Annotated in this window: 22 protein-coding genes; 9 read left to right on the forward strand and 13 right to left on the reverse strand. The window is 63.2% G+C overall.

Translation table 11 applies throughout. The features are described from left to right. On the forward strand, window positions 1–800 hold an 800-nt coding region (locus H163_RS24565), incomplete at its 5' end, for a hypothetical protein (protein WP_019963442.1). Between the two features lie 95 nt (window positions 801–895). On the opposite strand, the gene H163_RS0104935 is transcribed toward H163_RS24565, so the two are convergent. From H163_RS0104935 to putA, 3 genes are all read right to left on the reverse strand, one after another. Further along, window positions 896–1,207: a type II toxin-antitoxin system RelE/ParE family toxin gene (locus H163_RS0104935; protein WP_345702296.1), complete on the reverse strand. Its 312-nt coding sequence runs from the start codon at window positions 1,205–1,207 to the stop codon at window positions 896–898. Beyond that, window positions 1,189–1,452 (reverse strand): type II toxin-antitoxin system ParD family antitoxin, encoded by a 264-nt coding sequence (locus H163_RS0104940; protein WP_026355472.1) that lies wholly within the window; start codon window positions 1,450–1,452, stop codon window positions 1,189–1,191. Before H163_RS0104940 ends, H163_RS0104935 begins: the two co-directional genes overlap by 19 nt. Window positions 1,453–1,634: 182 nt before the next feature. Continuing rightward, window positions 1,635–4,766, reverse strand: a complete 3,132-nt coding sequence (putA, locus tag H163_RS0104945) for a bifunctional proline dehydrogenase/L-glutamate gamma-semialdehyde dehydrogenase PutA (protein WP_019963445.1) — start codon at window positions 4,764–4,766, stop codon at window positions 1,635–1,637. Window positions 4,767–4,889: 123 nt separating this feature from the next. Between putA and H163_RS0104950 the strand changes: the two genes are divergently transcribed. Then, complete coding sequence (locus tag H163_RS0104950) at window positions 4,890–5,360, forward strand: Lrp/AsnC ligand binding domain-containing protein (RefSeq protein WP_019963446.1); 471 nt, start codon at window positions 4,890–4,892, stop codon at window positions 5,358–5,360. Window positions 5,361–5,542: 182 nt separating this feature from the next. Here H163_RS0104950 and H163_RS23915 read toward each other — a convergent pair whose 3' ends face one another. From H163_RS23915 to H163_RS0104970, 4 genes are all read right to left on the reverse strand, one after another. Beyond that, window positions 5,543–5,743 carry a cold-shock protein gene (locus H163_RS23915; RefSeq protein WP_019963447.1) on the reverse strand — a complete coding sequence of 67 codons (201 nt, stop codon included), beginning with the start codon at window positions 5,741–5,743 and terminating at the stop codon, window positions 5,543–5,545. A 244-nt stretch (window positions 5,744–5,987) separates the two neighbouring features. Next, window positions 5,988–7,286 carry a putative bifunctional diguanylate cyclase/phosphodiesterase gene (locus H163_RS22240; RefSeq protein ID WP_208975328.1) on the reverse strand — a complete coding sequence of 433 codons (1,299 nt, stop codon included), beginning with the start codon at window positions 7,284–7,286 and terminating at the stop codon, window positions 5,988–5,990. A 304-nt stretch (window positions 7,287–7,590) separates the two neighbouring features. Beyond that, on the reverse strand, window positions 7,591–9,276 hold the full coding sequence (locus H163_RS0104965; RefSeq protein WP_019963449.1) for a methyl-accepting chemotaxis protein: 1,686 nt from the start codon (window positions 9,274–9,276) through the stop codon (window positions 7,591–7,593). Between the two features lie 13 nt (window positions 9,277–9,289). Next, entirely contained in the window at window positions 9,290–9,754 is a 465-nt protein-coding gene (locus H163_RS0104970; RefSeq protein ID WP_244296035.1) for a hypothetical protein, read from the reverse strand. Window position 9,755: 1 nt separating this feature from the next. On the opposite strand from H163_RS0104970, the gene H163_RS24775 reads away from it, so the two are divergent. Next, window positions 9,756–10,067: a hypothetical protein gene (locus H163_RS24775; protein WP_169445919.1), complete on the forward strand. Its 312-nt coding sequence runs from the start codon at window positions 9,756–9,758 to the stop codon at window positions 10,065–10,067. Window positions 10,068–10,093: 26 nt separating this feature from the next. Here the strand turns inward: H163_RS24775 and H163_RS0104975 are convergent, their stop codons facing one another. Genes H163_RS0104975 through H163_RS0104985 form a run of 3 tightly spaced genes read right to left on the reverse strand, consistent with a single transcriptional unit; the run spans window position 10,094 to window position 12,815 of the window. Beyond that, complete coding sequence (locus H163_RS0104975; RefSeq protein ID WP_019963451.1) at window positions 10,094–10,948, reverse strand: SDR family oxidoreductase; 855 nt, start codon at window positions 10,946–10,948, stop codon at window positions 10,094–10,096. A 17-nt stretch (window positions 10,949–10,965) separates the two neighbouring features. Then, window positions 10,966–11,799 carry a TrmH family RNA methyltransferase gene (locus H163_RS0104980; RefSeq protein WP_026355476.1) on the reverse strand — a complete coding sequence of 278 codons (834 nt, stop codon included), beginning with the start codon at window positions 11,797–11,799 and terminating at the stop codon, window positions 10,966–10,968. Beyond that, window positions 11,796–12,815 carry a class I SAM-dependent rRNA methyltransferase gene (locus H163_RS0104985; protein WP_019963453.1) on the reverse strand — a complete coding sequence of 340 codons (1,020 nt, stop codon included), beginning with the start codon at window positions 12,813–12,815 and terminating at the stop codon, window positions 11,796–11,798. The genes H163_RS0104980 and H163_RS0104985 overlap by 4 nt, the downstream gene beginning before the upstream one ends. Before the next feature lie 238 nt (window positions 12,816–13,053). On the opposite strand from H163_RS0104985, the gene H163_RS0104990 reads away from it, so the two are divergent. The 5 genes from H163_RS0104990 (at window position 13,054) to H163_RS0105010 (ending at window position 19,089) form a co-directional block, all read left to right on the forward strand. Further along, window positions 13,054–14,022 carry a helix-turn-helix domain-containing protein gene (locus H163_RS0104990; protein WP_026355477.1) on the forward strand — a complete coding sequence of 323 codons (969 nt, stop codon included), beginning with the start codon at window positions 13,054–13,056 and terminating at the stop codon, window positions 14,020–14,022. Window positions 14,023–14,387: 365 nt separating this feature from the next. Continuing rightward, complete coding sequence (locus H163_RS0104995) at window positions 14,388–15,089, forward strand: SRPBCC family protein (RefSeq protein ID WP_019963455.1); 702 nt, start codon at window positions 14,388–14,390, stop codon at window positions 15,087–15,089. A gap of 67 nt (window positions 15,090–15,156) precedes the next feature. Next, window positions 15,157–15,645: a (2Fe-2S)-binding protein gene (locus H163_RS0105000; RefSeq protein ID WP_026355478.1), complete on the forward strand. Its 489-nt coding sequence runs from the start codon at window positions 15,157–15,159 to the stop codon at window positions 15,643–15,645. Between the two features lie 196 nt (window positions 15,646–15,841). Then, a complete protein-coding gene (locus tag H163_RS0105005) occupies window positions 15,842–18,205 on the forward strand; it encodes a xanthine dehydrogenase family protein molybdopterin-binding subunit (RefSeq protein WP_019963457.1) in 2,364 nt (787 codons plus the stop codon). 86 nt (window positions 18,206–18,291) lie between these two features. Then, window positions 18,292–19,089: an FAD binding domain-containing protein gene (locus H163_RS0105010; protein WP_019963458.1), complete on the forward strand. Its 798-nt coding sequence runs from the start codon at window positions 18,292–18,294 to the stop codon at window positions 19,087–19,089. A 187-nt stretch (window positions 19,090–19,276) separates the two neighbouring features. On the opposite strand, the gene H163_RS23605 is transcribed toward H163_RS0105010, so the two are convergent. The 3 genes from H163_RS23605 to H163_RS0105025 all read right to left on the reverse strand — a co-directional run bounded on the left by H163_RS23605 (window position 19,277) and on the right by H163_RS0105025 (window position 23,942). Further along, window positions 19,277–21,712 carry a methyl-accepting chemotaxis protein gene (locus tag H163_RS23605; RefSeq protein ID WP_019963459.1) on the reverse strand — a complete coding sequence of 812 codons (2,436 nt, stop codon included), beginning with the start codon at window positions 21,710–21,712 and terminating at the stop codon, window positions 19,277–19,279. Window positions 21,713–22,168: 456 nt separating this feature from the next. Further along, complete coding sequence (locus H163_RS0105020) at window positions 22,169–23,254, reverse strand: ATP-binding protein (RefSeq protein WP_026355479.1); 1,086 nt, start codon at window positions 23,252–23,254, stop codon at window positions 22,169–22,171. Between the two features lie 4 nt (window positions 23,255–23,258). Further along, the gene (locus H163_RS0105025; RefSeq protein WP_019963461.1) at window positions 23,259–23,942 is read right to left on the reverse strand and encodes a response regulator; all 684 of its coding nucleotides are present in this window, start codon (window positions 23,940–23,942) and stop codon (window positions 23,259–23,261) included. Between the two features lie 167 nt (window positions 23,943–24,109). Here H163_RS0105025 and H163_RS0105030 point away from each other — a divergent pair, with 167 nt between their 5' ends. Next, window positions 24,110–25,297: an efflux RND transporter periplasmic adaptor subunit gene (locus tag H163_RS0105030; protein ID WP_115336522.1), complete on the forward strand. Its 1,188-nt coding sequence runs from the start codon at window positions 24,110–24,112 to the stop codon at window positions 25,295–25,297. Window positions 25,298–25,300 lie beyond the last annotated feature (3 nt).

Raw genomic sequence — 25,300 nt, forward strand, 5'->3', positions numbered from 1 at the left:
CCATGACACAGATTGCTTCCGGTCTCCCGCGTTCGGGGTCAGATCTGCTGAGTTCGCTGCGCAAGTCCGGCGCGGCGGAGGCGGAAGGGCGGCAGCCGGGCGGGCGCTCTGGCACAGAACAGGCTGGCGCCGCCGCCGGCAACCCGGCCGCCATTGTCGACCTGTCCCGGCAGGCACAGGAAGCCCTGTCCCGGATGGGCTCCGACAAGGAAGTGGCCGACAAGCTGCAGGAAATCCTCACGGCACAGAAGGGCGGCACCGCCTCCAGAACCGGAGAGGCAGGCAAGGCCCTCTTCACCCAGGCTCCGGGCTCCGGCAAGACAGATGGCTCCTTCGAACCGCTGAAGGTTCTCAAGGACGCAGCCGCTGGCGGCTTCAAGGGTTTCGACTTCGAGCACTTGATCGAGCAACACAGGATTGTCGACAGAGGCGGCATTGGCGGGACAGGTCCCACCGACTCCGAACAGGAACAGCTCGTTCAGGATTTTCTCTATCGTTTGGCCCGAGATGCGGCCCAACTGGAACGGGAAGGCAAGACCGAGGAGTTTCAGAAACTGCGTGATGCGGTGGCCAATGGCACGCTCAGGATTGAAGACCCGGACGAGGTTGAAGGCCTCAATCTCTCCTACACCGCAGCAACATCCCAGAACGAGTTCGGCATATCTGAAAAATGGACGCTTGAGAGGCAGTCCACCGGGGCGGTGAAGGAAGCCCTGGACAAGGGACTGGCCACAGTGACCGCATTTGGCCACCTTGGGGCCTTCTTTGCCGACTGGAGTGGCGGCGGACAGAAGACCTGAACGCCGCTGCTGCCTGCCTGATCCGGCAAGCCGCGCAAAGGCCTGTGCGCCGCAGGGGGGTGAGGGGGCGGCTGAAAATGGCAGGCCCTGAGGGCTCAACCCGGCAGATCCGGCAGATCTCGCATGGCGTGGAGAACCCGCACAACCCGTACCTCCTCACCAGCATCGAGGAAGAAAATCAGATAGCGCCCATGCCGGGCTGAACGCAGCCCCTTGCACAGATCGTCCCGGGCAGGGAAACCATCCGGACGTTCAGCAGCCTGAAGCATCCTGGCTTCGATTTCGGCCACAAAGGACAGTGCCCGGGCAGGATTGTCCTGGGCGATGAAGTCACCAATCTCGATCAGATGGCCATGGCGGCTGGCAGGATGATCAGCCGCGCCATGGATCAGGGCTTCACTGCATATCTTGCACGAAGCTCTGCGAACACCTGATCCGCCGGGAGGCCCGGCCCGCTGTCCAGCCCAGCCTTGATCGCCTCCCGCAAGGCCTCCAGATCCTGCCGCTCCGTGTCCCGGCTCCGGGTCCAGGCACGAAGAGCCTCCCGGACCACTTCGCTGGCCGAGGCATATTCGCCCGACGCTACCGTCTGGCGCAATGTCTCGGCCATCTCAGCCGGCACGGTAATCGTCATTCGTTCGACAGCGCCCATGACGGAACCTCCTGCAGCATGATCATACTTCATCATACTTATGATGCAGATTGGCGCAATGCCAGAGGGAGCGTTTTATGGCAGGCTCCGGGATGCCGGCCCACCACGCCTTGCAAAGGCCGGTGCGCCGCAGGGCTATGCCGTCCCGGTGAGACAAGCTCACCGGGAGACACATGGCTCCCCTACTCCCCCGAATGGGCCAGCAGGCTGGCGTTGCCGCCGGAGGCGGCGGTGTTGAGGGAGATGACCTGTTCGAGGGCGAAGCGCTGCAGATAGGCCGGGCCGCCGGCCTTGGGGCCGGTGCCGGAGAGGCCCGCGCCGCCGAAGGGCTGGGTGCCGACGACGGCACCGATGATGTTGCGGTTGACATAGACATTGCCCACCGGCAGCCGGTCCACCACCTGCTTCACCGTGGCGTCGATGCGGGAATGGACGCCGAGCGTCAGGCCGTAGCCTGAGGCAGCGATCTTTTCCAGCATGGCGCCGAAGTCCTTTGCCTTGTAGCGCACCACATGCAGCACCGGGCCGAAGACTTCGCGCGTCAGGTCCTCGGGCCGTTCCAGTTCGATGATCTGCGGGGCCACATAGGTGCCACCGGCAAGGGTCACGTCCGGCTCCTTGCCGGAGAATTTCAGCCGCCCGGCCGATTCCATCACCCGCACATGGGTGAGAATGTTGTCCCGCGCTTCACGGTCGATCACCGGGCCGATATCGGTTTCAGCAAGACGCGGGTCGCCGAGAGTAAGCTCGCGCGCCGAGCCTTCGATCATCTCCAGCAAGTGATCCGCCACATCCTCCTGCAGGAACAAAAGCCGCAGGGCCGAGCAGCGCTGCCCGGCGGAGCGGAAGGCGGAGGTGACCACATCATCGCAGACCTGTTCCGGCAGGGCGGTGGCATCCACCAGCATGGCATTGATGCCACCGGTTTCCGCAATCAGCGGCACGATGGGCCCGCGCCGGGCGGCAAGGGCGCTGTTGATGGCCCAGGCCGTTTCCGTTGAGCCCGTGAAGGCAACCCCCGCCACCTGCGGATGGGAGGTCAGCGCTGCGCCCACTGCGCCGTCGCCCGGCACATAGAGCAGCGCGGTTTCCGGCACACCGGCAGCATGGAACAGGCGCACCGCCTCATGGGCGATCAGCGGCGTCTGCTCGGCGGGCTTGGCCACCACCGCATTGCCCGCGACAAGCGCGGCGGCCACCTGCCCGAGGAAGATGGCGAGCGGGAAATTCCAGGGCGAAATGCAGACGAAGACGCCGCGCCCGCGCAGGCGGTAGCGGTTCTCCTCGCCCGTCGGCCCGGGCATCAGGCGGCCTTCGCCGAAGAGCCCGCGTGCCTCCGCGGCATAATAGCGGCAGAAGTCCACCGCCTCGCGGATTTCGGCAATGCCATCAGTCAGGGTCTTGCCGGCTTCGGCGGCCAGCAGCGCCATCAGCCGGTCGCGGTTTTCTTCCATCAGATCCGCCATCCGGTCCAGCGCGGCAGCACGGTCTTCCACCGGCGTGCGGGACCAGCTTTCAAAGCCCTTGGCCGCAACCTCCATGGCCGCTGCCGCCAGCTTCGCGTCCGCCTCGGTCACTTCACCGGCCACAAGGCTGCCGTCGATGGGCGACAGCAGGGCACGCGGGCGGGCGGCCCCCTCATGGCCCGGCACCAGCGGACGGGCGGTGACAGCCGGGAAGCTCTGACGCGCCATGCCGGACAGCAGCGCGTTGCGCTCTATTTCCACGCCCAGCTCCAGCCCGGCGGCATTGCGGCGGGTGGGCGCATAGAGATCGGCGGGCAGCGCGATGGAGCGGTTGCGGGCACGCTCGCCGCCTTCGAGCAACTCCGCAGGGCGCTTCAGCAAGTCTGCTGCGGGAATGCTGGCATCCCCGACGATGGACACGAAGGAGGAATTGGCACCGTTTTCCAGCAGGCGGCGCACCAGATAGGCCAGCAGATCCTTATGCCCGCCGACGGGCGCATAGATGCGGCAGGGATAACCGTCGCGCTCCACCACCGCCTTGTAGAGGCTTTCGCCCATGCCATGCAGGCGCTGGAACTCGAAGCCTTCCGGCTTGCCCGCCATCTCCTGGATCTGGGCGACAGTGAGCGCATTGTGGGTGGCGAACTGCGGATAGATGACATCGCGCGCGGCCAGCAGACGGCGGGCGCAGGCGAGATAGGACAGGTCCGTCGCGGCCTTGCGGCTGAAGACGGGATAGTCTGCAAGCCCCCGCTCCTGCGCCCGCTTGATCTCCGTATCCCAATAGGCGCCCTTGACGAGCCGCACCATCAGGCGGCGGTTGTGAAGGCGCGCCAGATCAATAAGCCAGCTAATGACCTCCTGCCCGCGCTTCTGATAGGCCTGCACAGCAAGGCCGAAACCGTTCCAGCCGTCCAGCACCGGGTCAGCTACAAGCCGGGCAATCAGGTCCAGCGATAGCTCCAGCCGGTCGGCCTCTTCGGCGTCAATGGTGAAGTTGAGGTCATGGGCGCGGGCCATGCGGGCAAGGTCCAGCACGCGGGGCAGCAGCTCGGTCATCACCCGCTCTTCCTTCACCGCCTCATAGCGCGGATGCAGCGCCGAAAGCTTGACGGAAATGCCCGGCCGGTCCGGCAGGGGGCGGGATCCGGCCGCCTTGCCGATGGCCTCGATGGCGGCCGCATAGGAGCGGAAATAGCGTTCCGCATCGGCCTGCGTGCGCGCACCCTCGCCCAGCATGTCATAGGAGAAGCGGTAGCCCTTCGGCTCCAGAACCTTGGCCCGTTTCAGCGCATCCTCGATGGTTTCGCCCAGCACGAACTGGTGGCCGAGAAGACGCATGGCCTGCCGCGTCGCCGTGCGCACGGCCGGCATGCCGATGCGGCGCACAAGGCTGGTGAGGATGCTGTCCGGCGTGTCGCCCGGATGCAGCAGCCGCGAGGTGACACCCAGCGCCCAGGAAGAGGCGGACACAAGCCAGGTGTCGGACTTGCGCCCTTCCCCCTCGCCGAATTTGGCGGCGGCCAGCTTGTCCTCGATCAGCTTGTCGGCGGTGGCCGCATCCGGCACGCGCAGCAGCGCCTCGGCCAGCACCATCATGGCAAGGCCCTCGCGGGTGGTGAGGCCGAACTCCCGCATGAAGTCTTCGACGCCGCCAAGACCAGAACGGGCGCCGCGCATCTCTTCGATATAGGCCGTGGCCTTCGCGTCGATCCGCGCTTCCGCATCAGCAGCAAGGCGGGTTTCCGCCAGCATGCGGCGCACCAGTGCGCCATCATCGGGGGCGAACTCCGCGCGAAAAGGGGAAGCGGTGAGAGCAGGGGCAAGCGGGGCAGACGCAGGCTTCAAGATCGGATCTCCGGCAGGCGCAGGGCGCAACAGGGCTTTCCGCCAGATTACCTGTAATCCTGCTTTGGTTTTCGCCAAAGACAGGTTATGAAACCTGATATTTTCTGGAAGTGAGGCCTCTTGATGGAGAATATTCCGGATCTCGACCGGATCGACCGCAAAATCCTGGGCGCACTGCAGGAGGATGGGCGGATCACCAACACGGATCTGGCCGAAAAGATCGGCCTGTCCGCCACCGCCACCTCCGAGCGGATGAAACGGCTGATCCGCGAGGGCTACATCCTGCGCTTCACCGCAGAGCTGAACCCGCAGAAGCTCAATCTCGGGCTGCTGGTGTTCGTGGAGGTGAAGCTGGACAAGACGACGGCGGACGTGTTCGACGCCTTTGCGTCAGCGGTGGCCCGCTCGGCCGAAGTGCTGGAATGCCACATGGTCGCAGGCGGCTTTGATTATCTCATCAAAAGCCGCGTGCGCGACATGACCCACTACCGGCAGTTTCTGGCAGAGGTGATCCTGAACCTGCCGGGCGTGCGCGAAACGCACACCTACGCGGTGATGGAGGATGTCAAGGACACCCACGTTCTGCCGATTTGAGAGGGAGGGAGGCTGGGCGGCGGCCGGTGAGACCGCCGGGGGAGCCTTGCGCGTTTCTGATGGTAATCCTGCAGGCATTTCCGGGCGAACGTTGCATCAGTCCGTCTTCCAGAAACGTCATCCATCCACAGGCAGAAACGCGAGGGCAAGGAACAAGCTGCAAGCCGCAGGAATGCGGCGGCTTACAGCACTTTCACATGTTCGGCCATGCTGCGGCCGGCGCGGAAGGCCATGTCGAAGGCAACAAGCTGGCCTTCATGCAGGCTGCCGATGCCGGAACGGCGCAGGCTCGCCAGATCAACGAGGACGTCGTCCCCTTCCTGAGGTTCGATCGCACCAATTCCCCGGTGCATGTCAAACCACTTTACATTTCCGTGGTCCATTTTTTCTTCTTTCTTTACGTCACATCATAGGTCATCGGCCAGCTCTATAGCTGGCTTTTTCGACGGCTCGATGACAGTTGTCATTGGAGGATCGTCACCTTTTGTCAGGCTTGACTGGTGACTGCCTTGTGTCAGCTTCTCACTTGCGTGGTTAACAGAAGCCTAACGGCCTCTTCTCCGCACCCTTTCGCGGGGCTGCGGCATTGCTGCACGGATACACAGATGGGCCTTGGGAGGGGCAATGTCAAGTGGTGGCGAGCTCAGCCGCGCGCATAGGTGCAAAATCCGGAACGGTTCGGCGCAAACCGGCGGGGCCCTGCTCGATGAGATCCGCAAGACTGCCTGGAGAAACCGGGCGGCTGAACAGATAGCCCTGGAAACTGGAGCAGCCTGCCTGCTGCAGCAGGGCGAACTGCGCTTGAGTCTCGACGCCCTCGGCGATGATCTCGAGCCCAAGGCTCTGGCCAAGCTGAAGGATGGTGCTGACAATCGCCAGGTTGCGGTCATCGTTCAGGAGGTCACGGACGAAGGACTGGTCGATCTTCAGCTGGTCAAACGGCAACTGCTTCAGGGTGCTGAGCGAGGAATAGCCCGTGCCGAAATCATCCAGCGACCAGCTGATGCCCAGTTCCTTGAGCGCCCGCATCTTGCTGCCGGCAATCTCAGCATCTTCGGCAAGGGCGCTTTCTGTCAGTTCCAGCTTCAAAAGTTCGGGACGTGCGCCGCTCAGCCGCACAATGCTGCGCACCTGCTCGACGAAATCCGGCTGGCGGAACTGCGAAGCACTGACATTGACGGACACCGTCAGCCGGGCTGTCAGCGGAGAGGCAGCCCATGCTGCAAGCTGGGCACAGGCCGTGCGCAGCACCCATTCGCCGATGGGAATGATCAGCCCCGTTTCCTCCGCCAGCGGGATGAACTCACCCGGCGGGATGTTGCCTTTCTTGCCGTGCTTCCAGCGAAGCAGAGCTTCGGCGCCCAGGATCCGCCCTCCCGCATCGGCCTGAGGCTGATACTGGAGATGGAATTCCCCCCGGGCGATCGCCCTGCGGATCTCTCCCTCCATGGCATGGCGGGCGCTTACGCTGGTCTGAAGTGCAATGGCAACCACGCAGAGACCCAAGATGCCGGTGATGGTGTGCAGCCAGACGACGGCCGTCAAGCCGGCAACCGGACTGACAAGTTCCTGCGGAGGCAGCGGAGCCATACCCAGCGAGATCACCAAAAACGACAGAACGCCGAAGGCCGGCAGCAGCACACGCAGATAAAGGCCCTCATGGCTGAAGACCAGAAAAGTGGCGGCAACGATCGGGAAAAGGTTGAAATGCACGGCACGGACCTGCCCGTCAGGCGGCACGTCGAAGAAACTCCCGAGCAATGTTGTCACAAGCACCGCATGAGACATGACAATGGCGGCCGCTCTCAAATGAAAGCGTAACGCAAGGAGCATCATCACGGCACCCGAAAGGGCGGAAAGCCCGGCATAGGTCGCGTGAAACAGGGCGCCGTAGAGAAGATAGAACACGCACCAGGCCGCGCTCACCGCAACAGTAACCGCTCCTCCATAGACGATCAGCAGCCGGATTCGCAGGTTGTACCGGCCGGCGGGCGTCCATTCAGAAACATCCGCACGAGAAAGATCCAGATTTCTGAAAATTTTGCTTAAAATCTTAGGCAATTCCCGGCCGCATGTTTTTTTGATCAAGGCATTTTATCTATTCAAAAAGTAAAAATATTACAATCTTCTCCTAAAAGGCCGATCAACAGACTGCACAAGCCCATGCACGCACTGCAAAAATGAAAAACGGCCGGGCTTTCCAGCCCGGCCGTCCGCTTTCTGCCCATCCTCAGGCGGCACGCACCTGATTGAGGAAGTCCGTCATTGCCCGACGCATGCGGGCCGACCGGTCATGCAGCTCCTCGATAGCCTGGCGCATGTCTTCACTGATGACCCCCGTCTGCTGCGCCGAGTTGCTCACAGTGCCGATGGAGTCCGTCACGCCATGGGTGCTGCTGGCAGCTTGCGAGACGTTGCGGGCGATCTCGTTGGTGGCTGCATTTTGCTGCTCGGTCGCCGCAGCCATGGCCGTGGTACGTTCGGAAATCAGCTTCACCATTTCAGCCACGGCAGCCGTCGCCTCAATGGACTCGGATGCAGCCACGCGCATCTCGGAGATCTGGCTGTCGATTTCTTCCGTCGCCTTGGCTGTCTGCTCTGCCAGCGCCTTCACCTCGCTAGCGACAACGGCAAAGCCCCGGCCAGCCTCACCCGCACGGGCAGCCTCGATGGTGGCATTCAGGGCCAGCAGGTTGGTCTGGTTGGCGATGTCATTGATGAGACGCGTCACATCACCAATGCGAACCACCACATCCTGCAGTTTGCCGACCGCCTGATTGGAACGGTCCACCTCGGTCTCCGCCTTGGCAGCAACCTTCGAGGCGGAGTGCACCTGCTCGTTGATCTCGGCGATGGAAGCCGACAGCTCTTCCGTGGCACTGGCAACCGTGTTGACGTTGTTCGTCGTGTGCTGGGAAGCCTCGGCGACGGACGCAGCCTGACGGTTTGTCTCGCTGGCGATGGTGGCCAGAGAGGAGGCCGTGCCCTTGAGGTTCGTCAGCCCGCCAATCATCTCGTCGGAGATGGAAAGCACGGCTTGCTCGAAGGAGTTGGCAACAGCTCCCATGCCGCGCTTGCGCGCTTCTTCGGCCTCGGCACGCTGGTGCTCTGCAGCAGCTTCCAGATCGCGGGTCCGCAGCATGTTCTCGCGGAAGATCTCCATGGCGCCGGCCATGTCGCCAATCTCGTCACGCCGGCCGCTCAGGTTCACCTGTGCGTTCAGATCACCACTGGCAAGACGCCCCAGCACGACCGACAGGGTCTTCAAGGGCCGCGAAACCAGCCGGAAGTTCAGGTAGCCGAAAAGCATGGCCACGAACAGCATCAGCCCAGCGCTGCCCAGCGCGATTGTCCGTGCATCGGACAAGGCTGCCTTCTCGATTTCAGCCAGCCTCCCGATCTTCGCGTCGATTGTCTCTTCAAGCGCCCGGATGGCCTCAGTGGCCTTGGCCTGAAGCGCGTTGCCTTCACCCGACAGTTCCATGGCCCGGGCAAGATCCACTGTCTCCGGCGTGCGCATGTTCTGGATCTGCGCGTCGACAAACTGCACCTGCCAGGCATTCAATGTCGATGAGATGTCTGACACCAGACCGGAATCGGATGGGGAGACATCCGCGACACTGCTGCCAAGCGTGGCGAGCAGTCCCTTGACCTCCTCTCCCATGGCCTTTGCACGGGCAAGAGCCTCCCGGTCTCCTGTCAGCAGGAAGACTTTCAGTTCAAGGTTTTCCTCAATGACGGACACCTCAAGGTTGTCGATCTGCGTGGCAACCTGATAGTGGCGCGACATGGCCGTCACCGCGTCGGCGGCGGCGACGGTCTTGTAGTAGGTGGTAAGGCCCGCCGCGAGGCTGATCAGCGACAAACCGGCGAAGGCAGCAATGCCCTTTTGGCCAACAGAAAGATTCTTCAGCATTCTCAGCCTCCCGTCAGCTGCCGGTACCAGAGCGGCGCTCGAGCTCGGTCAGGTTAATTTCAATGGTGGCAGCGCCGATGGGCTTTCCGCTTTCGGGATCGGCGATCGTGACATTCAGCTGGGACAGCCAGACCTTGAGCTCTTCGTTCCATTCCGCCTCATCAATGAAAATGGCATCGGCACCGAGAGGGAATGTCTTCTGGAACTTGGCCTCATCACCTTGCCAGTAGTCACTGGTGATGCTGCTCTGGCCAACGTTGAGCCCATTCGCATCCATCACGAAAATCTCGGCATAGAGGCCCAGGCTTCCCGCCTGCATGCGCAAAAGATAGGTGGACAGCGGGGCAGACAGCGTCGCCGCGATCAGGGGCTTGTCGCTCGCCTTGCGCTCGTCCACCCATTGCTTGTCAAGCGTATCAATCTCCGCCTGCGAGATCGTGCCGCGCTTGCCGTTCTGCGCCTTGATCGAAAGCGGCACAATGGGATTGCCCAGCGCCTCCCTCACGCTCTCAATCACGGCAGGGGTGATCAGAGACGCAGGATCGGGAGCGGCAGGCTGCGCCTGGGCAGCAGAATGCAACCCAGTTGCAATCAAAACAAGAACCGCGGCGGCGCAAACGTTTTTCATAATGAGCCTCGTGCATTTTTACATGCACAAGGCTGAAATAAGCCAGTTAAGAATGAATGAAGCTGCACAGCTAAAGGTCACAACGACCAATTTAAAAGCACACTATGTCAAAAATGTTCAATCTGAAGTCAAACAGATGAAAATTGCACGCAACTCTCGCTGATCACGCATCGTCAAATATGACAATAATCAAAATTCAAGCAAATGACGCAACGACACTCGATAGTTTTCATAGAGGAACCGGTATCCAAGTTCCTGCTTAAGGCGCTCGTTTGAAACGCGCTTGTTCTCGCCATAAAAAGAACGCGCCATAGGCGAAAGCTCCGCCGTTTCAAAATCTTGCTCCGGTGGCGGTTGTATCCCCAAAAGCTCCGCCCCGTACGTGACCACATCCTGCGGCGGCGCGGGCTCATCATCCGTCACATTGTAAATGCGCGTTTTCGGCTGCGCGAGCGACGCTTCCAACGCACCCGCAATGTCCTCGACACGGATGCGGTTGAACACCTGACCCGGCTTCACAAGCCGTCTGGCCGTACCGTCGCGCAGGTTGATGAGCGCATTGCGGCCGGGCCCGTAGATGCCGGACAGACGGAAGATCTGCACCGGCAGCTCCGTCTTCGCGGCAAATTCCAGCCAGGCGTTTTCAGCCGCCACGCGCTGCACCGACCGGCGTGACACCGGGCGGCAGGGCGTGTCTTCATCCACCCAGGCGCCATCATGGTCGCCATAAACACCCACGGTGGAAAGATAGCCAATCCACTGCGGACGGCCTGCGGCAACATCCGCGCCGTGATGCACCAGCACCGGATCGCCTGCCTCATCCGGCGCAATCGACTGGAGCACGTGGGTTGCGCTGGCCAGAGCCTCACGAATGCCCTCACCCGGTTGCGTGCCGTCAAACAGAAAGGGCTCGACGCCCAGCGCCTTCAGCTGCTCCGCCTTGGCCTGCGAGCGCGTGGTGCCGCCGATCCAGCTGCAGCGGTGCCGGACACGCTCCACGAAAGCCTTCGAGGAATAGCCAACTCCGAAGATGAACAGGCGCATGGGCTTCTCCCTGATGCTCAGAGGCTCAGTTTCTTGCGGCGGATCTCGTAAAGCGTGATGCCGGTGGCGACCGCCAGATTGAGGCTGTCCGCCTGCCCGGCCTGCGGAATGCGCACCAGCGTCTTGCAGGCGGCAGCCAGGTCATCGGAAAGGCCCTGCTGCTCGTTGCCCATGATGAGCAGCGCCGGCTCGCGGTAGTCCACCGTCCGGTAATCGACGGAACCGGCAAGGTGGGTGCCCGCCACCGTGCCCGGCCATTTCGCCATCATCGTCTTGAAAGCGTCTGCAGAGGTCTTGACCAGCGGCACATGGAACAGCGAGCCCATGGTGGCGCGCACCGCTTCCACCGCGAAGGGGTCGGTACAGTCACCGATGAGGATCACGCCGGAAGCCCCCACCGCGTCCGCCGTGCGGATGATGGTGCCCAGATTGCCCGGATCGCGCACCCGGTCGAGGGCGATCCAGACGGTAGACAGGGCCGGGTCGATGCGCTCCAGCGGTGTCAGCTGCTGCTCGTAAACGCCAACCACCATCTGCGGGTTTTCCTTGCGGGTGATCGCCTCCAGAATGGGCGTGTTCACCTCCAGGATCAGCGCGCCGCGCGACTTGGCCGTAGCGGCTGCCTTCTGCGCAATCGGGTTGTCCCGCGCTTCCGGCCCCAGCGCCAGATAGCGGACAGTCCACCCGGCATCGAGCGCATCCGTCGCCAGCTTCAACCCTTCCGCCACGAAGAGACCGGACTGCGTGCGGTGCTTGCGCATCGCGACGAGGCCCTTGATTTCCTTGATGATCGGATTGGAATGGCTGGTGATCTGCTTCACCGCCCCCATGCGGGGTCTTTGCTCGCTCATGCGCCGCTCCAGCGGGAAAAGAGGGATGTGGACAGGCAGCGCTCGCCCTTTTCCTCACGGATGACAAGCTCGCCGGATTCCAGCAGGCCGCCCTGCTTCGACAGGGTTTCGGCCATCAGCTCATGGACGGAGAGGAAAGAGGCGCGGATGGCATAGGCTGTCAGGATCATGAAGAGCGCGTTGGGAGACAGCAGCTGGCGCAGCATGTCCAGCATTTCCGGCAGGTTGACGAACAGGTCCCAAACCTCGCCCTTGGGGCCGCGGCCATATTTCGGCGGATCAAGGATGATGCCGTCATAGGTGCTGCCACGCCGCACCTCGCGGGCCACAAACTTGCTGGCGTCTTCGAGGATCCAGCGGATCGGCAGATCGCCGAGGCCGGACAGATCCTGATTTTCGCGGGCGTAGGCAATCGCCTTCTTGGAGGCATCCACATGGGTGACATGGGCGCCAGCGGCAGCGGGCAGCAGCGAGGCAAGGCCGGTGTAGCCGAAGAGGTTCAGCACCTTCACCTGACGGCCAGGTTCGGCGGCGCGCGCCTCGCGGACCTTTTCCATCACCCAGTCCCAGTGCGGGGCCTGCTCGGGGAACACGCCCACATGGCGGAAGGACATGAAGCGGCCGAAGTAACGCGCCGGCCCATAGGCCATTTCCCAGGTCTCGGGCACACTGCCGGCAAACTTCCAGCGGCCGGGACCTTCCTCGTCCACGTCACCGGTGAAGACCGCATCCGCACGGTCCCAGACCGCCTGCTTCAGGCGCGGCAGGCCCATCGCCTGCGGTTCGGGCCGGACGACGGTGAAGCGGCCATAGCGCTCCAGCTTCTGCCCGCGCCCCATGTCCAGCAGAGCATAGTCCTTCCACCCGGCCGTTTCGAGGATCACCGGCCAGCGGGCCGCAGGCGGCAGCCCCGGGCGGGCCGCAGCGGAAACGGCAGCCCCGCGCTCTGGCAGGGAAGCATGGCCGGTTTCAACGGCGGCGGCGGGCGTTTGCGGGGTTTGAGGGGCCTGGGCCACGGGCAAAACTTTCCGGAAGTCTCGATAACACGGTATTGTCTCAGCCATTAGGGCGGAGCGGGCCTGCGGTCAATCGGCTAACCCTGATTTATGCGCCCCGCGAAAACTGCCCTAAGGGACACAGCTTACTGGACTTGGGATTGAAATTCCTACAGAAATTACTTTGACAAGCTGGTGCGAATTTGATCGGCTGTGCCCATGCAGGGTGCATGATGCATGCATGTATTGGGAGAGTTAGATGCTGCCAGGTTCTCATGATCCCACGCGCAGGCACGCTGACAGGGTGCGGGAAACAGTCGAGAACAACGGCTGCGCTGCACATTCGCTTGTTGCTGCTTCCTGGCGCCGCTCGATGTTGTATCACGGCCTTGATCCCAATCTGGACCAGCCTGCGGTGCGGGTGGAAGAACACACGCTGGCACAAGCGCGCGACCGGATGGGAAGCCTGCTGGAGATCGCCGTGCCTGCCCTCGACAGGCTGAATGCAACGCTTGCGCCCAGCGGCTGCAGCATCCTGCTGAGTGACAAGGAGGGCCTGTTGCTGGAGACCCGCGAAGCGCCCGGCGATCAGAGCGAATTTGCGCGCTGGGGCCTGACGGCTGGCGGCGTGTGGAGCGAGGCGCAGCAGGGCACCAATGGCATTGGCACATGCGCCATCGAGAAACGCCTGGTGATCGTGCATCAGGATCAGCATTTCCGCGTCAGCAACACGGAAATAAGCTGCATTGCCGCCCCGATCTTCGATCATCTTGGCGACCTTGCCGCGGTGCTGGACATTTCCAGCTGCAGGCGCGACCTCACCCTCGCCTATGCGCAGGTGCTCGGGATGGTGGTCACGGAAAGTGCCCGTGCCATGGAGAGCGATCTGTTCCGGATGGCCTATCCCGGCTGCCGGATTGTCGTGGCCAAGGGCCACGGACACGGCGGCGTTTCTCTTCTGGCGCTGGATCCCGATGATGTGATCACCGGCGCGACCCGTCTTGCCCGCAAGATGCTGGGCCTGACCGACGCCATCCTTGCCTCTGCGCCCGGCGCAGCCGCCTATCTCGGCTCGGCAGCGGAGGAGGACCCACGCGCCGCGGAAAAGGCCGCACTGCGCCGGGCACTCGCCCGGGCGAAAGGCAATGTCTCGGCCGCCGCCCGTGACCTCGGCATCAGCCGGGCCACCATGTACCGTAAGATGGGCCAGCTCGGCCTCGACGGCTGACCCTCCCGTACCTGTCTCAAATCTGCGACAGATCCGGCATGTTTTATTGCCGCACAGGTCTTTTCCCTTATGCCGGAGCAGCGCACACTTCAGGTCCTTGGCCGGGCAGATGGCAGCCCGGCGGCTCAGGGCGGGGCGCAATGTGGCAAGGGGTGGACCAGGCGCGCGACGGTGACATCTGCCAGGCTCTGGCCGCAATCTTTCTTCTTTCTCTCCATGGGCTTGCCAGCTGCGTTCCAGTCCGGCACCCTTGGGAAGACGCAAGACAAGAGCCATATGGGAAGGGCAGGCTGCGGACGGCAAGCCGTGATAGGCGCCAGCGCTGCGGCAAGCCTGCCCCCGAGGAGAGAGAGGCACGAAACACGATGGACATGACAGGGGAATACCGCATCCCGGCACCGCGAACCGATGTCTGGAATGCCCTGAACGATCCGGACGTGCTGAAAGCATGCATTCCGGGCTGCGACAGCCTGGAGATGACCTCGCCCACGGAAATGACGGCGGCCGTCACCGCCAAGATCGGCCCCGTGAAGGCCAAGTTTAAGGGCGCGGTCACGCTTGAAAATCTCAACCCGCCGGAAAGCTACACCATCGCCGGTGAAGGCAAGGGCGGCGTTGCCGGTTTTGCAAAGGGATCCGCCGACGTGCATCTTGCCGAAGACGGCGGGGACACCATTCTCAGTTACACCGTGAAGGCACAGGTGGGCGGCAAGCTGGCCCAGCTGGGCAGCCGCCTGATCGACAGCACCGCCCGCAAGATGGCCGACGAGTTCTTCGGCAATTTCTCGCAGATGGTTGCCGGAAACGCGGCTGCCACGGCAACGGCCGAAGACGGTGAACCGGACGCGGGCACGCTGGAAGAAGCCCGGTCGATTGCGATGGAACAGGCGGGCGACGCCGTTGTCCATGCGGTTGAGGACGTGGAGAAAACGATCGGACACGCCGTGCATGAGGCTGAGGAGACAGTCGAAGCTGCGGCGGTGAAGGGAAGTTTTGGCGGGCCGATGGTCTGGGGTCTCGCCGCACTGGCGGCGATCATCGTCATCCTCGCCATCATGAGCAGGTAAGGAGCAGAACATCTTTTAGCCCGCTGGTGACGCGACCGGAGAGCGGGAACAATTGAGGGAGGTATGAATGGCAAAAGTGTCAATGACCGTGAACGGCAAGAAGGTCTCGGCCGCTGTCGAGGACCGGACCCTGCTCGTTCACTATCTGCGCGAGGCGCAGGGCCTGACCGGCACCCATGTGGGCTGCGACACGTCCCAATGCGGGGCCTGCGTGGTGCATGTGAACGGCAAGGCCGTGAAGTCCTGCACCATGCTGGCCGCACAGGCGGAAGGTGCCACGGTGACCACCATCGAAGGCCTTGCCAATGGCAACGAGCTGCATCCCGTGCAGGCGGCCTTCCGCGAGCATCATGGCCTGCAGTGCGGCTTCTGCACACCCGGCATGATCATGGCCGCCGTGGACATGATCGAGCGGCATGGCGCAAATCTGGATGAGGCCACGATCCGCAACGAGCTGGAAGGCAACATCTGCCGCTGCACCGGCTATCACAACATCGTCAAGGCCATCAAGGCGGCTGCTGACCAGATGGCCGGCCTGCGGACCGCAGCCGAATAAGACCGGCCCTTGCGGCGCTTGAGCCTCTCAAGGCGCCGCCGAGCATCCCCATCCGCGCGGACGCGAAACCTGCGCGGCACATGACAAGCCGGAGAGCCGGACAAATGCCGTGAGGAGGCGGTGTCCGGCACTGCGGAACAAGGAAACGGCCTACGGGCAAAAGCCCGGCAGGAAACCTGTCTGAGGGAGTTGTGCCATGGGAGTTCAAGGCATTGGCGCACGTGCGCTGCGCAAGGAAGACAAGCGTTTCATCACCGGCAAGGGCCGGTACACGGATGACATGACCGCACCGCGCATGACCTATGCGGCCTTCGTGCGTTCACCCCACGCCCACGCCCGTATCACCGGCATCGACGTCAGCGCTGCGCTGGAGATGGAAGGCGTCGAGGCAGTGCTGACCGGCGAGCAGCTGGTGGGTGATGGCGTCGGCAATCTGATCTGCGGCTGGATGATCCACTCGCGCGACGGCAGCCCGATGAAGATGGGCGCCTGGCGGGCACTGGAGCCGGAGACCGTGCGCTATGCCGGTCAGGCGGTGGCCGTGGTCATCGCCGAAACGCTAGGGCAAGCCCGCGATGCGGCCGAGGCGGTCCTCGTGTCCTATGAGGAACTGCCGGTGGCGATCGATCCGGTCGCCGCCCTTGAACCAGGCGCGCCGCAGCTGCATCCGGAAGCGCCGGGCAATCTGATCTATGACTGGGTGATCGGCGATGAAGCCGCCACCAATGCCGCCTTCGAGAAGGCCGCCCATGTGACGCGGATGGACATCACCAACAACCGGCTGGTGCCCAACCCGATGGAGCCACGCGCCGCGCTCGCCGACTATGACAGTGCCGAAGAGCATTTCACCCTGCACACCACCTCGCAGAACCCGCATGTGGCGCGTCTGGTGCTCTCCGCCTTCTACAACATCGCGCCCGAGCACAAACTGCGCGTGATCGCGCCGGATGTGGGCGGCGGTTTCGGCTCCAAGATCTACATCTACCCGGAAGAGATGGTCTGCCTGTGGGCCTCCAAGCGCACGGGCCGTCCGGTGAAATGGGTCTGCGACCGCACGGAAGCCTTCCTCACCGACGCCCATGGCCGCGATCACCGCTCCCATGCGGAACTGGCGCTCGATGCCAATCACAAGGTCATCGGCCTCAGGGTCAGCACGGTGGCGAACCTCGGCGCCTACATGTCGTTGTTCTCCTCCTCCGTTCCGACCTATCTCTACGCGACGCTGCTTTCGGGCCAGTATGATATCCCGGCCATCCACTGCAACGTGAAGGCCGTCTATACCAACACCACGCCGGTCGATGCCTATCGTGGTGCGGGACGGCCGGAAGCCACCTATCTGATCGAGCGCATGATGGAGACGGCAGCGCGCGAGGTTGGGCTCGACCCGGCCGAGTTCCGCCGCCGCAACTTCATCCGCAGCTTCCCGCATCAGACGCCCGTCATCATGTGCTATGACGCGGGCGACTATGACGCGACGCTGGATGCTGCGCTGAAGGCCATCGACTATGCCGGTTTCCCCGCCCGCAAGGCGGAAGCGGCCCGCAAGGGCAAGCTGCGCGGCATCGGCCTGTCCTGCTACATCGAGGCCTGCGGCATTGCCCCGTCAGCGGCTGTCGGCTCGCTGGGTGCAGGCGTCGGCCTGTGGGAATCGGCGGAAGTGCGGGTCAATCCGGTCGGCACCATCGAGGTGCTCACCGGCTCGCACAGCCATGGCCAGGGCCACGAGACGACCTTTGCCCAGCTCGTCGCCGAGCGCTTTGGCGTCGATACGGACACCGTGTCCATCGTCCATGGCGACACGGACAAGGTGCAGTTCGGCATGGGCACCTATGGCTCGCGCTCCGGCGCGGTCGGCATGTCGGCTATCGTCAAGGCGCTGGACAAGGTGGAGGCCAAGGCCAAGAAGATCGCCGCCCATCTGATGGAAGCCGCCGAAGGCGATGTGGTGTTTGAAGGCGGCGAACTGAAGGTGGCCGGCACCGACAAGTCCCTGCCCTTCTTCCAGGTGGCGCTGGCGGCCTACACCGCCCACAATCTGCCAGCTGGCATGGAACCGGGGCTGAAGGAAGGGGCGTTCTACGATCCCACCAACTTCACCTTCCCGGCAGGCACCTATGTGTGCGAGGTGGAGATCGACCCGGAAACCGGCAAGACAGCCATCATCAACTTCGTCGCCGCCGATGACTTCGGCAAGATCATCAATCCGATGATCGTGGAAGGCCAGGTGCATGGCGGGCTGACGCAGGGCATCGGCCAGGCACTGCTGGAAAATGCCGCCTATGACGAGGGCGGCCAGCTTCTGACCGGCTCCTTCATGGATTACGCCATGCCGCGCGCCGATGACGTGCCGTCCTACACCTTGCTGACGACCGAGACCATCTGCCCGGGCAACCCGCTCGGCATGAAGGGCTGCGGCGAGGCCGGTGCCATCGGCTCGCCCCCGGCCGTCATCAACGCCATCACGGATGCGCTCGGCATCCGCGACCTTGCCATGCCCGCCACGCCCCAGCGGGTGTGGGAGGCGATCCGCAACGCCAGCCAGCCTCTGGCAGCTGAGTGACATGACATAAGCGGGACCGGGCGCGCCCCATGGCTGCACCCGGCCCTGCCCTCTGCTGACGCTTTCCTTTGAGGAGAACGAACACGATGTATGAGACAAGCTATCACCGGGCCGCTTCGGTCGCAGATGCTGCCAGCCTGATCGCCAAGGCGGATGACGGCAAGCTTCTGGCCGGTGGCCAGACCCTGATCCCCACCATGAAGCAGCGCCTTGCCGCGCCGAGTGACCTCGTTGACATCGGCCAGATGGCCGAGCTGAAGGGCATCACCGAAAGCGGTGGCACGCTGCGTATCGGTGCAGGCACCAAGCATGCCGATGTGGCCGGTTCCGATCTGGTCCGCCGCCTGATCCCCGGCCTTGCCAGCCTTGCGGGCGGCATCGGCGATCCGCATGTGCGCCACATGGGCACGATTGGCGGCTCCGTCGCCAACAATGACCCGGCAGCGGACTATCCCTCCGCTGTGCTGGCGCTGGATGCCACCGTCCACACGGACAAGCGGGACATTGCCGCCGCAGACTTCTTCGTGGGCATGTTCGAAACGGCACTGGAAGACGGCGAGATCATCACCGCCATCAGCTTCAAGGTTCCGGAGAAGTCGGCCTACGCCAAATACCCGAACCCGGCCTCCCGCTATGCCATGGCCGGCGTATTCGTCGCCCGCCACAAAGATGGCTCCGTGCGCGTGGCCGTCACCGGCGCCGGTCAGGGCGGCGTGTTCCGGGCAGAGGCCATGGAATCGGCCCTTGCGGCCAAGTGGTCGGCAGATGCCGTTGCCGGTATTGCCCTCGAGGCGGATGACATGCTCTCTGACATCCACGGCTCTGCGGAGTACCGCGCAAACCTCGTCACCGTCATGGCCAAGCGCGCCGTCGCTGCGGCTTGAGGCAAGACCGAAGCGGGGCACCGCCCCGCTTCGGGCAACTGATCAACCTTCAGGCCGTCATCCCGGTTTGCCGCCTCGCGGCAAGACCGGGATCCAGTAAGCCCTGTGCCAGAAATGGCCAATACCGTGGATACTGGATCCCCACCTTCGTGGGGATGACACTGAGATTGGGGGGCCCTCCCCCGTCTCACGCCGCCGCAACCTCGGCGAGGAAGCGGTCGACTTCGTCCTTGAGCATGCGCGTCTTGCTGTTCAGCTCTTCGGAAGCGTTCAGCAGCACATCAGCGGAGCTGCTGGTTTCGGCAACCGCATTGGACAGTTCCTGGATGTTTCCGGCAACAGCCGAAGAGCTGTCCGCCACCTGCCGTACGCTGCGGGAGATGTGCGAGGTGGCCGAGTTCTGCTGGGTCATGGCCGTGGCGATGGCGCCCGTGTAGCTGTCTACCTGCCCCATGGTCTCACTGATGCCGGTGATGGCGGCGACAGAATCGCTTGTAGCATGCTGGATGGCATTGACCTGAGCGGCGATCTCTTCGGTTGCCTTGGACGTCTGGTTGGCCAGCTCCTTCACCTCGGAAGCCACAACGGCAAAGCCCTTGCCTGCCTCCCCGGCTCGAGCCGCCTCGATGGTGGCGTTGAGGGCCAGAAGGTTGGTCTGGGCAGCGATAGCCTGAATGAGGGTGATCACCTCGCCGATCTTGGCCGCCGCTGATGCAAGCCCGTCCACCTTGGCGCTGGTTTCCTGCGTGGCATGCGTTGCACGGCTGACCACCTGGGTGGTGCGGGAAACCTGGTTGCCGATCTCCTGCACGGACATGGACAGCTGCTCGGCTGCAGCAGCCGCACTGTCCATGCCAGCCAGCGCCGCTTCCGAGGCACTGGCCGTCTGGCTGGCGCTTTCCGAGCTTTCGCGGGCGATGACGGCAAGGCGCTGTGCCGTGGCGTCCAGATTGCCGGCCGTGCTGCCGACAGACGTAATCAGGTTCTGCGCCGTAGCACGGAAGCCGGAGATCAGCGCGTCCACCTTCTGCTGACGCGCCATGCTGACAGCCTGGCTGGCGGCCCGCTCCTGCTCGAGGCGAAGCCGCTCCAGCGCGTTGTCCTTGAAGACCTGCACCGCCTGCGCCATGCCGCCGATCTCATCGCCACGGCCGAGGCCGGGCACGTCTGCAGATGTGTCACCATTGGCCAGACGGCGCATGAAGCTGGTCATGGCACGGATCGGGCGTGTGATCAGACGGTTGAGGCCGATCGCAAGGGCAAGGCCAAGCGCGATGGCCGCAATGACCGCTACAGCAATGGTGGTAACGGCGCGCTGCCCTGCGGCGCGGTTGGCCGCAGACTGGGCCCGGGCGAGGTCGGTCGCTGTGGTCTGCAGCAAGACACTCAAACGGTCCAGTTCCGCACGGTTGGCCTCCAGACTGGATCTCGCCTCCCGGATGGCCGTGAAAGCGCTGGCGTAGTCATCGAGCGCCTGCGGCATGGAGGCGATCGCACTGGCCGCGGCAGGCACATAGGCCGAGGCCCCGTCCAGCTGCATGGCATGCATGCTCAGCATGTCGATTTCCGCTTCCACCGCATTGGGGTCCGTATCGCCCATGTCGGCAACGAAGCTGGTGGTGTCCGTCTTGACGCTGGATATCGAGCCGGAGATTTCGAGCGCCTGCTGGCCGATCCGGGTCAGGGCAGCCAGTTTCTGCTGCAGGCCGTTGGCGTCATCCAGTGCCCGGTCCAGCGCCCCATAGATGGCAAAGCGGGCGTCCATGATCCGGGTGGTCAGGGCGCCGATCCGGTCTGCCACTTCCTTCTTCTGGCCCATGCGGTTGAAGAGGTTGGTTTCGTCCAGCATCACCGGCAGAACAGCATGCAGGGCAGTAGCTTGCTCAAGCAGTCCTCCCTGCACGACCTTGAACCGGGAGCCCTCAAGCTTTTCAGCCTGGCTCTTGATCGTATCGAGCGTTTCGCCAATCTGCGCCCGCAGTTCCGGCGTGACTTCGCTCAGCTTGAATTCGGCGCCCATGCCGAACATCGGATGAAGGAAGGCAACGCGGTCCTGCATGTCCTGCGCGATCCTGCCGAGCTGACGCAGGTCTTCCTGAGACGACGTGCTCAACGTGGCCGCGTCCGCCGCATCACGCTGCTGGCGCTGCAGTTCGTTGGCGATGGTGCGGGTCAGGCTGTCGAGCTGCGCCGTTGCGCGCTCGATCACTTCCAGCTTGTCCTTCAGTGACTGGGTGTCCTGCTCGACAGATGAGAATGTCGTACCGAATTCGGCAACCATGCCACGGGCAGAGGCAACATTCTGCAGAGGCTGCGGATTGCTGACGAGCGATCTGGCAAGGCCCTCCAGCGTCGCATCCAGAGACCTGAGCGCCGCCGCAACCTGAACCGCACCATCTGCATCCGGCTGCCGCAGGAAGGCCTCGCGTGCGGCCGACAGCGCCTTCAGCTCGGTGATCGTGGCCAGTGCCTCATCAGCGATCTCGCTGCGCTGCGAAAGACCCGTCAGCGTGACAATGCCGAGGCCGCCGACAAGCGCAGTCAGAACCAGAATCGCACCAAAGCCGCCCCAGACCTTGTACAGGAACGAGAGGTTGGTGAAGGAAAGGGATAGTCTGCCCATGATATCCGTTTGCTCCGAAGAGTTTCATCTCCCGGCGCACTGGATCACATCATTGAATGAACCGGATCTTAATCCGGGACCTAAATATCATGAAATTTATATGACATTCAAATCGTGAATCATGTATTTTCATTTGAAAATACATGGATATTACTAATTTTTTTGCGGATAACACCATGAAAAAATAGATAACGTCAAAATCTAAACGTAAATTTCTCAGAGATAGACGAATGACAACGCAATTGGCGCCATTGTCTCAAACAGAAAAACCAGACTGCACCTGCGTCAGACGCAGTTTGCGCCCAATGGCGACTTTATTGAGAAAAATGACAATGTAAGGTTTTAAGCTTGGCCCAGCCCGATACTGCGCCGCAGCACTGTCCTGATCCGCTCCCGCTCAATGGCAGCATCCACAACTTTGCGGCTGCCCGGAGGGCCTCAAACGCTGCACCGCCCTCACATACCGTCAAATGCGGCAGAAGGCTTCTTCTTCAGGAGCACCATCTCGAACAGCGCCCCGCCATCCGGTCCGGTCCGGTAGCTAAGACGTCCGCCGTGCGCCTCCACAATGGCGCGCACCACGGATAGCCCGAGGCCACTGCCGCCAAGCTCACGAGAGCGGACCGGATCCCCACGGACAAAAGGCACGAAGCCACGGGAGACAATATCAGGTGGCAGCCCCGGCCCCTCATCTGCGACAGACAAGACGATCCGGCCGTCCACCCCGGCAAGGCTGACCGTAATCCGGCCGCGCACGGCATAGCGCCGCGCATTGGTGAGCAGCGCCAGCAGCGCCTGCCGGATCCGCGTTGCATCAACGGCAACCACCAGGTCCTCCAGAGCGAGTTCCAGCCGGAAACCGGCTGCCCGGAAGTCATGCGCGACAAGATTGGCCACGCTCGCGATTTCCTGCGCGAGATGAACCGGCTCGATCTGCAGATCCAGGTGACCGCTTCCGGCCAATGTCACCGTCCGCAGATCTTCCACCAGACGGGCAAGCCCGTCCACCTGCTGGATCAGCCCCTGCAGCGACTTTTCATCCGGCTCGAAAACGCCATCAATCATGCCCTGCAAGCGGCCCTTCAGGATGGTCAGCGGCGTGCGCAGTTCATGGGCGATGGTCGCGTTCCACAGGGCCATTTCTGCCGCCATGTCCTGAAGGCGCTGTGCCATCGTGTTGAAGTCACCAATCAGCGCAGCCGTTTCTCCGAGTGCCTTGTCTCCGGCTGAAGCGCGTGAGGAGAGGTCACCGGCCGTGATCTCGCGCGCACTGCGGGCCAGCGATTCAAGGGGCGCGAGAATCCTGCGCGACAGGCGCAGGGAAACAAAGGCTGCAATCGCAAGCGCGGGAAGAATAACACAGCCGAGGATGACCAGATCAGTGACCGTAAGCCAGCTGTCCAGATCCTCAGGTGCCGGATACAGGGCAATGATGACGCTGTAGGTGAGATAGGATCCGAAGAACACCAGCAAGCCGGCCATCACCGTGATGGCCGACATGGCGATGAGGATCTGGCGGCTCAATCCGCTTCGCGCTCTCATGATGTCACGCCGACAACCGGTAGCCGATGCCGCGCACCCCGGGCAGCAGGCCGGTGGCACCAGCCTGTTCCAGCTTCTTGCGCAACTTGCTGAGGTGGCTGTCCACCGTGCGGTCCAGCGCATCGGACCCGGGCAGGCAGGCATCCACCAGCTCGCTTCTGGTGAAGACGCGGGCGGGACTGCGGGCCATATGCGCGAGGATGCGGAACTCCGTCAGTGTCAGAGACAGCCGCACAGGCCCGGCTCCATCATCAAAGCTTACCTCGTAGGCATCAAGATCGATGGCAAGATTGCCGGCACGCAGAACCCCTGCGGCCGAGGCCAGGCCCGAGCGGCGAAGAACGGCCTTGGCGCGGGCAACAACCTCAATCGGATTGAACGGCTTGACGACATAATCGTCTGCCCCGATGCGCAGGCCCTGCAGCCGGTCGATATCCTTGTCGAGCGCGGTGATCATGATGGCAGGCGTATTGCCCCTGCGCCGCAGCTCCGCCAGCACCTCCCAGCCATCAAGCCGGGGCATGGTGACATCGAGAAGCACGAGATCGGGCTTCAGCGCGAGATGCAGATCAAGCGCCGTCCGGCCATCACGGGCCTGCACGGTCCGGAAGCCTTCCCGGACGAGATAGGCATCCAGAATCGCGGAAATCTCTTCGTCGTCTTCGGCAATCAGAACCAGGGCTGTCATGGCATTCTCCTTATGCCATTGATGCCATCAGGCGCGGCTGGCGTCGAGCGCGCAGGGCTCCTCTCCATCAAACCGCAACACAGTCTCCACACAGCGCCAACCCGGCGGGCCGATAGAGGTGCCGAAGCCGCCTGATACGGAGGGCGGCACAAGGGATGACCTCAGCCATGCGCCTTCGCCACACGCTGACACATGCTTTCATTGCTGCAACAGTGCTCTGCCTTGCCGCCTGCTCGGACGATACAGATGGCCAGAAGGCGGGCAGCGCAGCGGCCCAGACACCCGCCGGTGCGACAGCAGCTGCTGTCCGCATTGCCGTGCAGACGGTTCAGCCTGGCCGCGTGGTGGTTTACGACGAGCTTCCCGGCCGGGTATCGGCGGTGCGCACGGCCGAAATCCGGCCCCAGGTCACCGGCATCGTGCAGAAGGTGTTCTTCACCCAAGGCTCGGATGTCGTGGCCGGTCAGCCGCTGTTTCAGATCGACCCCGCGCCTTTTGCTGCAGATGTTGAAGCTGCGGCTGCCGTGCTCGCGCGGGCGGAAGCGGAACTCGTCAACGCGCTTTCCAAATACGACCGGATAACCGCGCTGGCGGCGACACACACGGCCAGCACCGCAGCGCTGGGAGATGCAACAACCGATCTGGCGCGGGCACGGGCCAATGCGGCAGAGGCAAGGGCCAACCTGACACGCCGCAAACTCGAACTGGCCAATGCGACCGTTCGCAGCCCCATCGCGGGGCGGATAGGTCAGGCCCTGATCACCGAGGGCGGCCTAGCGTCCAGCGGCACGGCAACAGCGCTTGCGACAGTCCAGCAGATCGACAGCGTCTATCTGGATGTCCGCCAGCCCTCCATGCGCCGGGAACAGCTGGAAGAGATGGACGAAGACAGGAGAGGCGAAATTGCGGACAGCCTGCCCGTCGACATTCTGACCCTGACGGGCAAGCCCTATGGCTTCAAGGGCAAGCTTCTGTTCTCTGACAGCACGGTGGATCAGGGGACAGGCAACATTGCCATGCGCCTGGAAGTGCCCAACCCGGACCGCCAGCTGCTGCCGGGCATGTATCTTCGTGCCCGTGTGCCCAGCGCCATTTATCCGCAGGCTCTGACCGTGCCGCAGGAAGCCGTTCTGCGGGATCCATCGGGAGAGCCGCGCATCATCGTGCTGGAAGCCGGGAACACAGCCAGCAGCCGCCCTGTCGAACTGGGTGCGCTGACCGGAGGCCGCTACGTGATCCTGTCCGGCCTGAAGGCGGGCGAGACGGTCGTGGTACGGGGTCAGGACCGCGCCGGGTCTGGCGCGCCGCTGGACCCCGTCCCCTACCAGCCATCCGTTCCCGAACCCCACATCTGAGAA

This window comes from Pannonibacter phragmitetus DSM 14782 (assembly GCF_000382365.1).
GTDB classification, from domain to species: Bacteria; Pseudomonadota; Alphaproteobacteria; order Rhizobiales; family Stappiaceae; genus Pannonibacter; species Pannonibacter phragmitetus.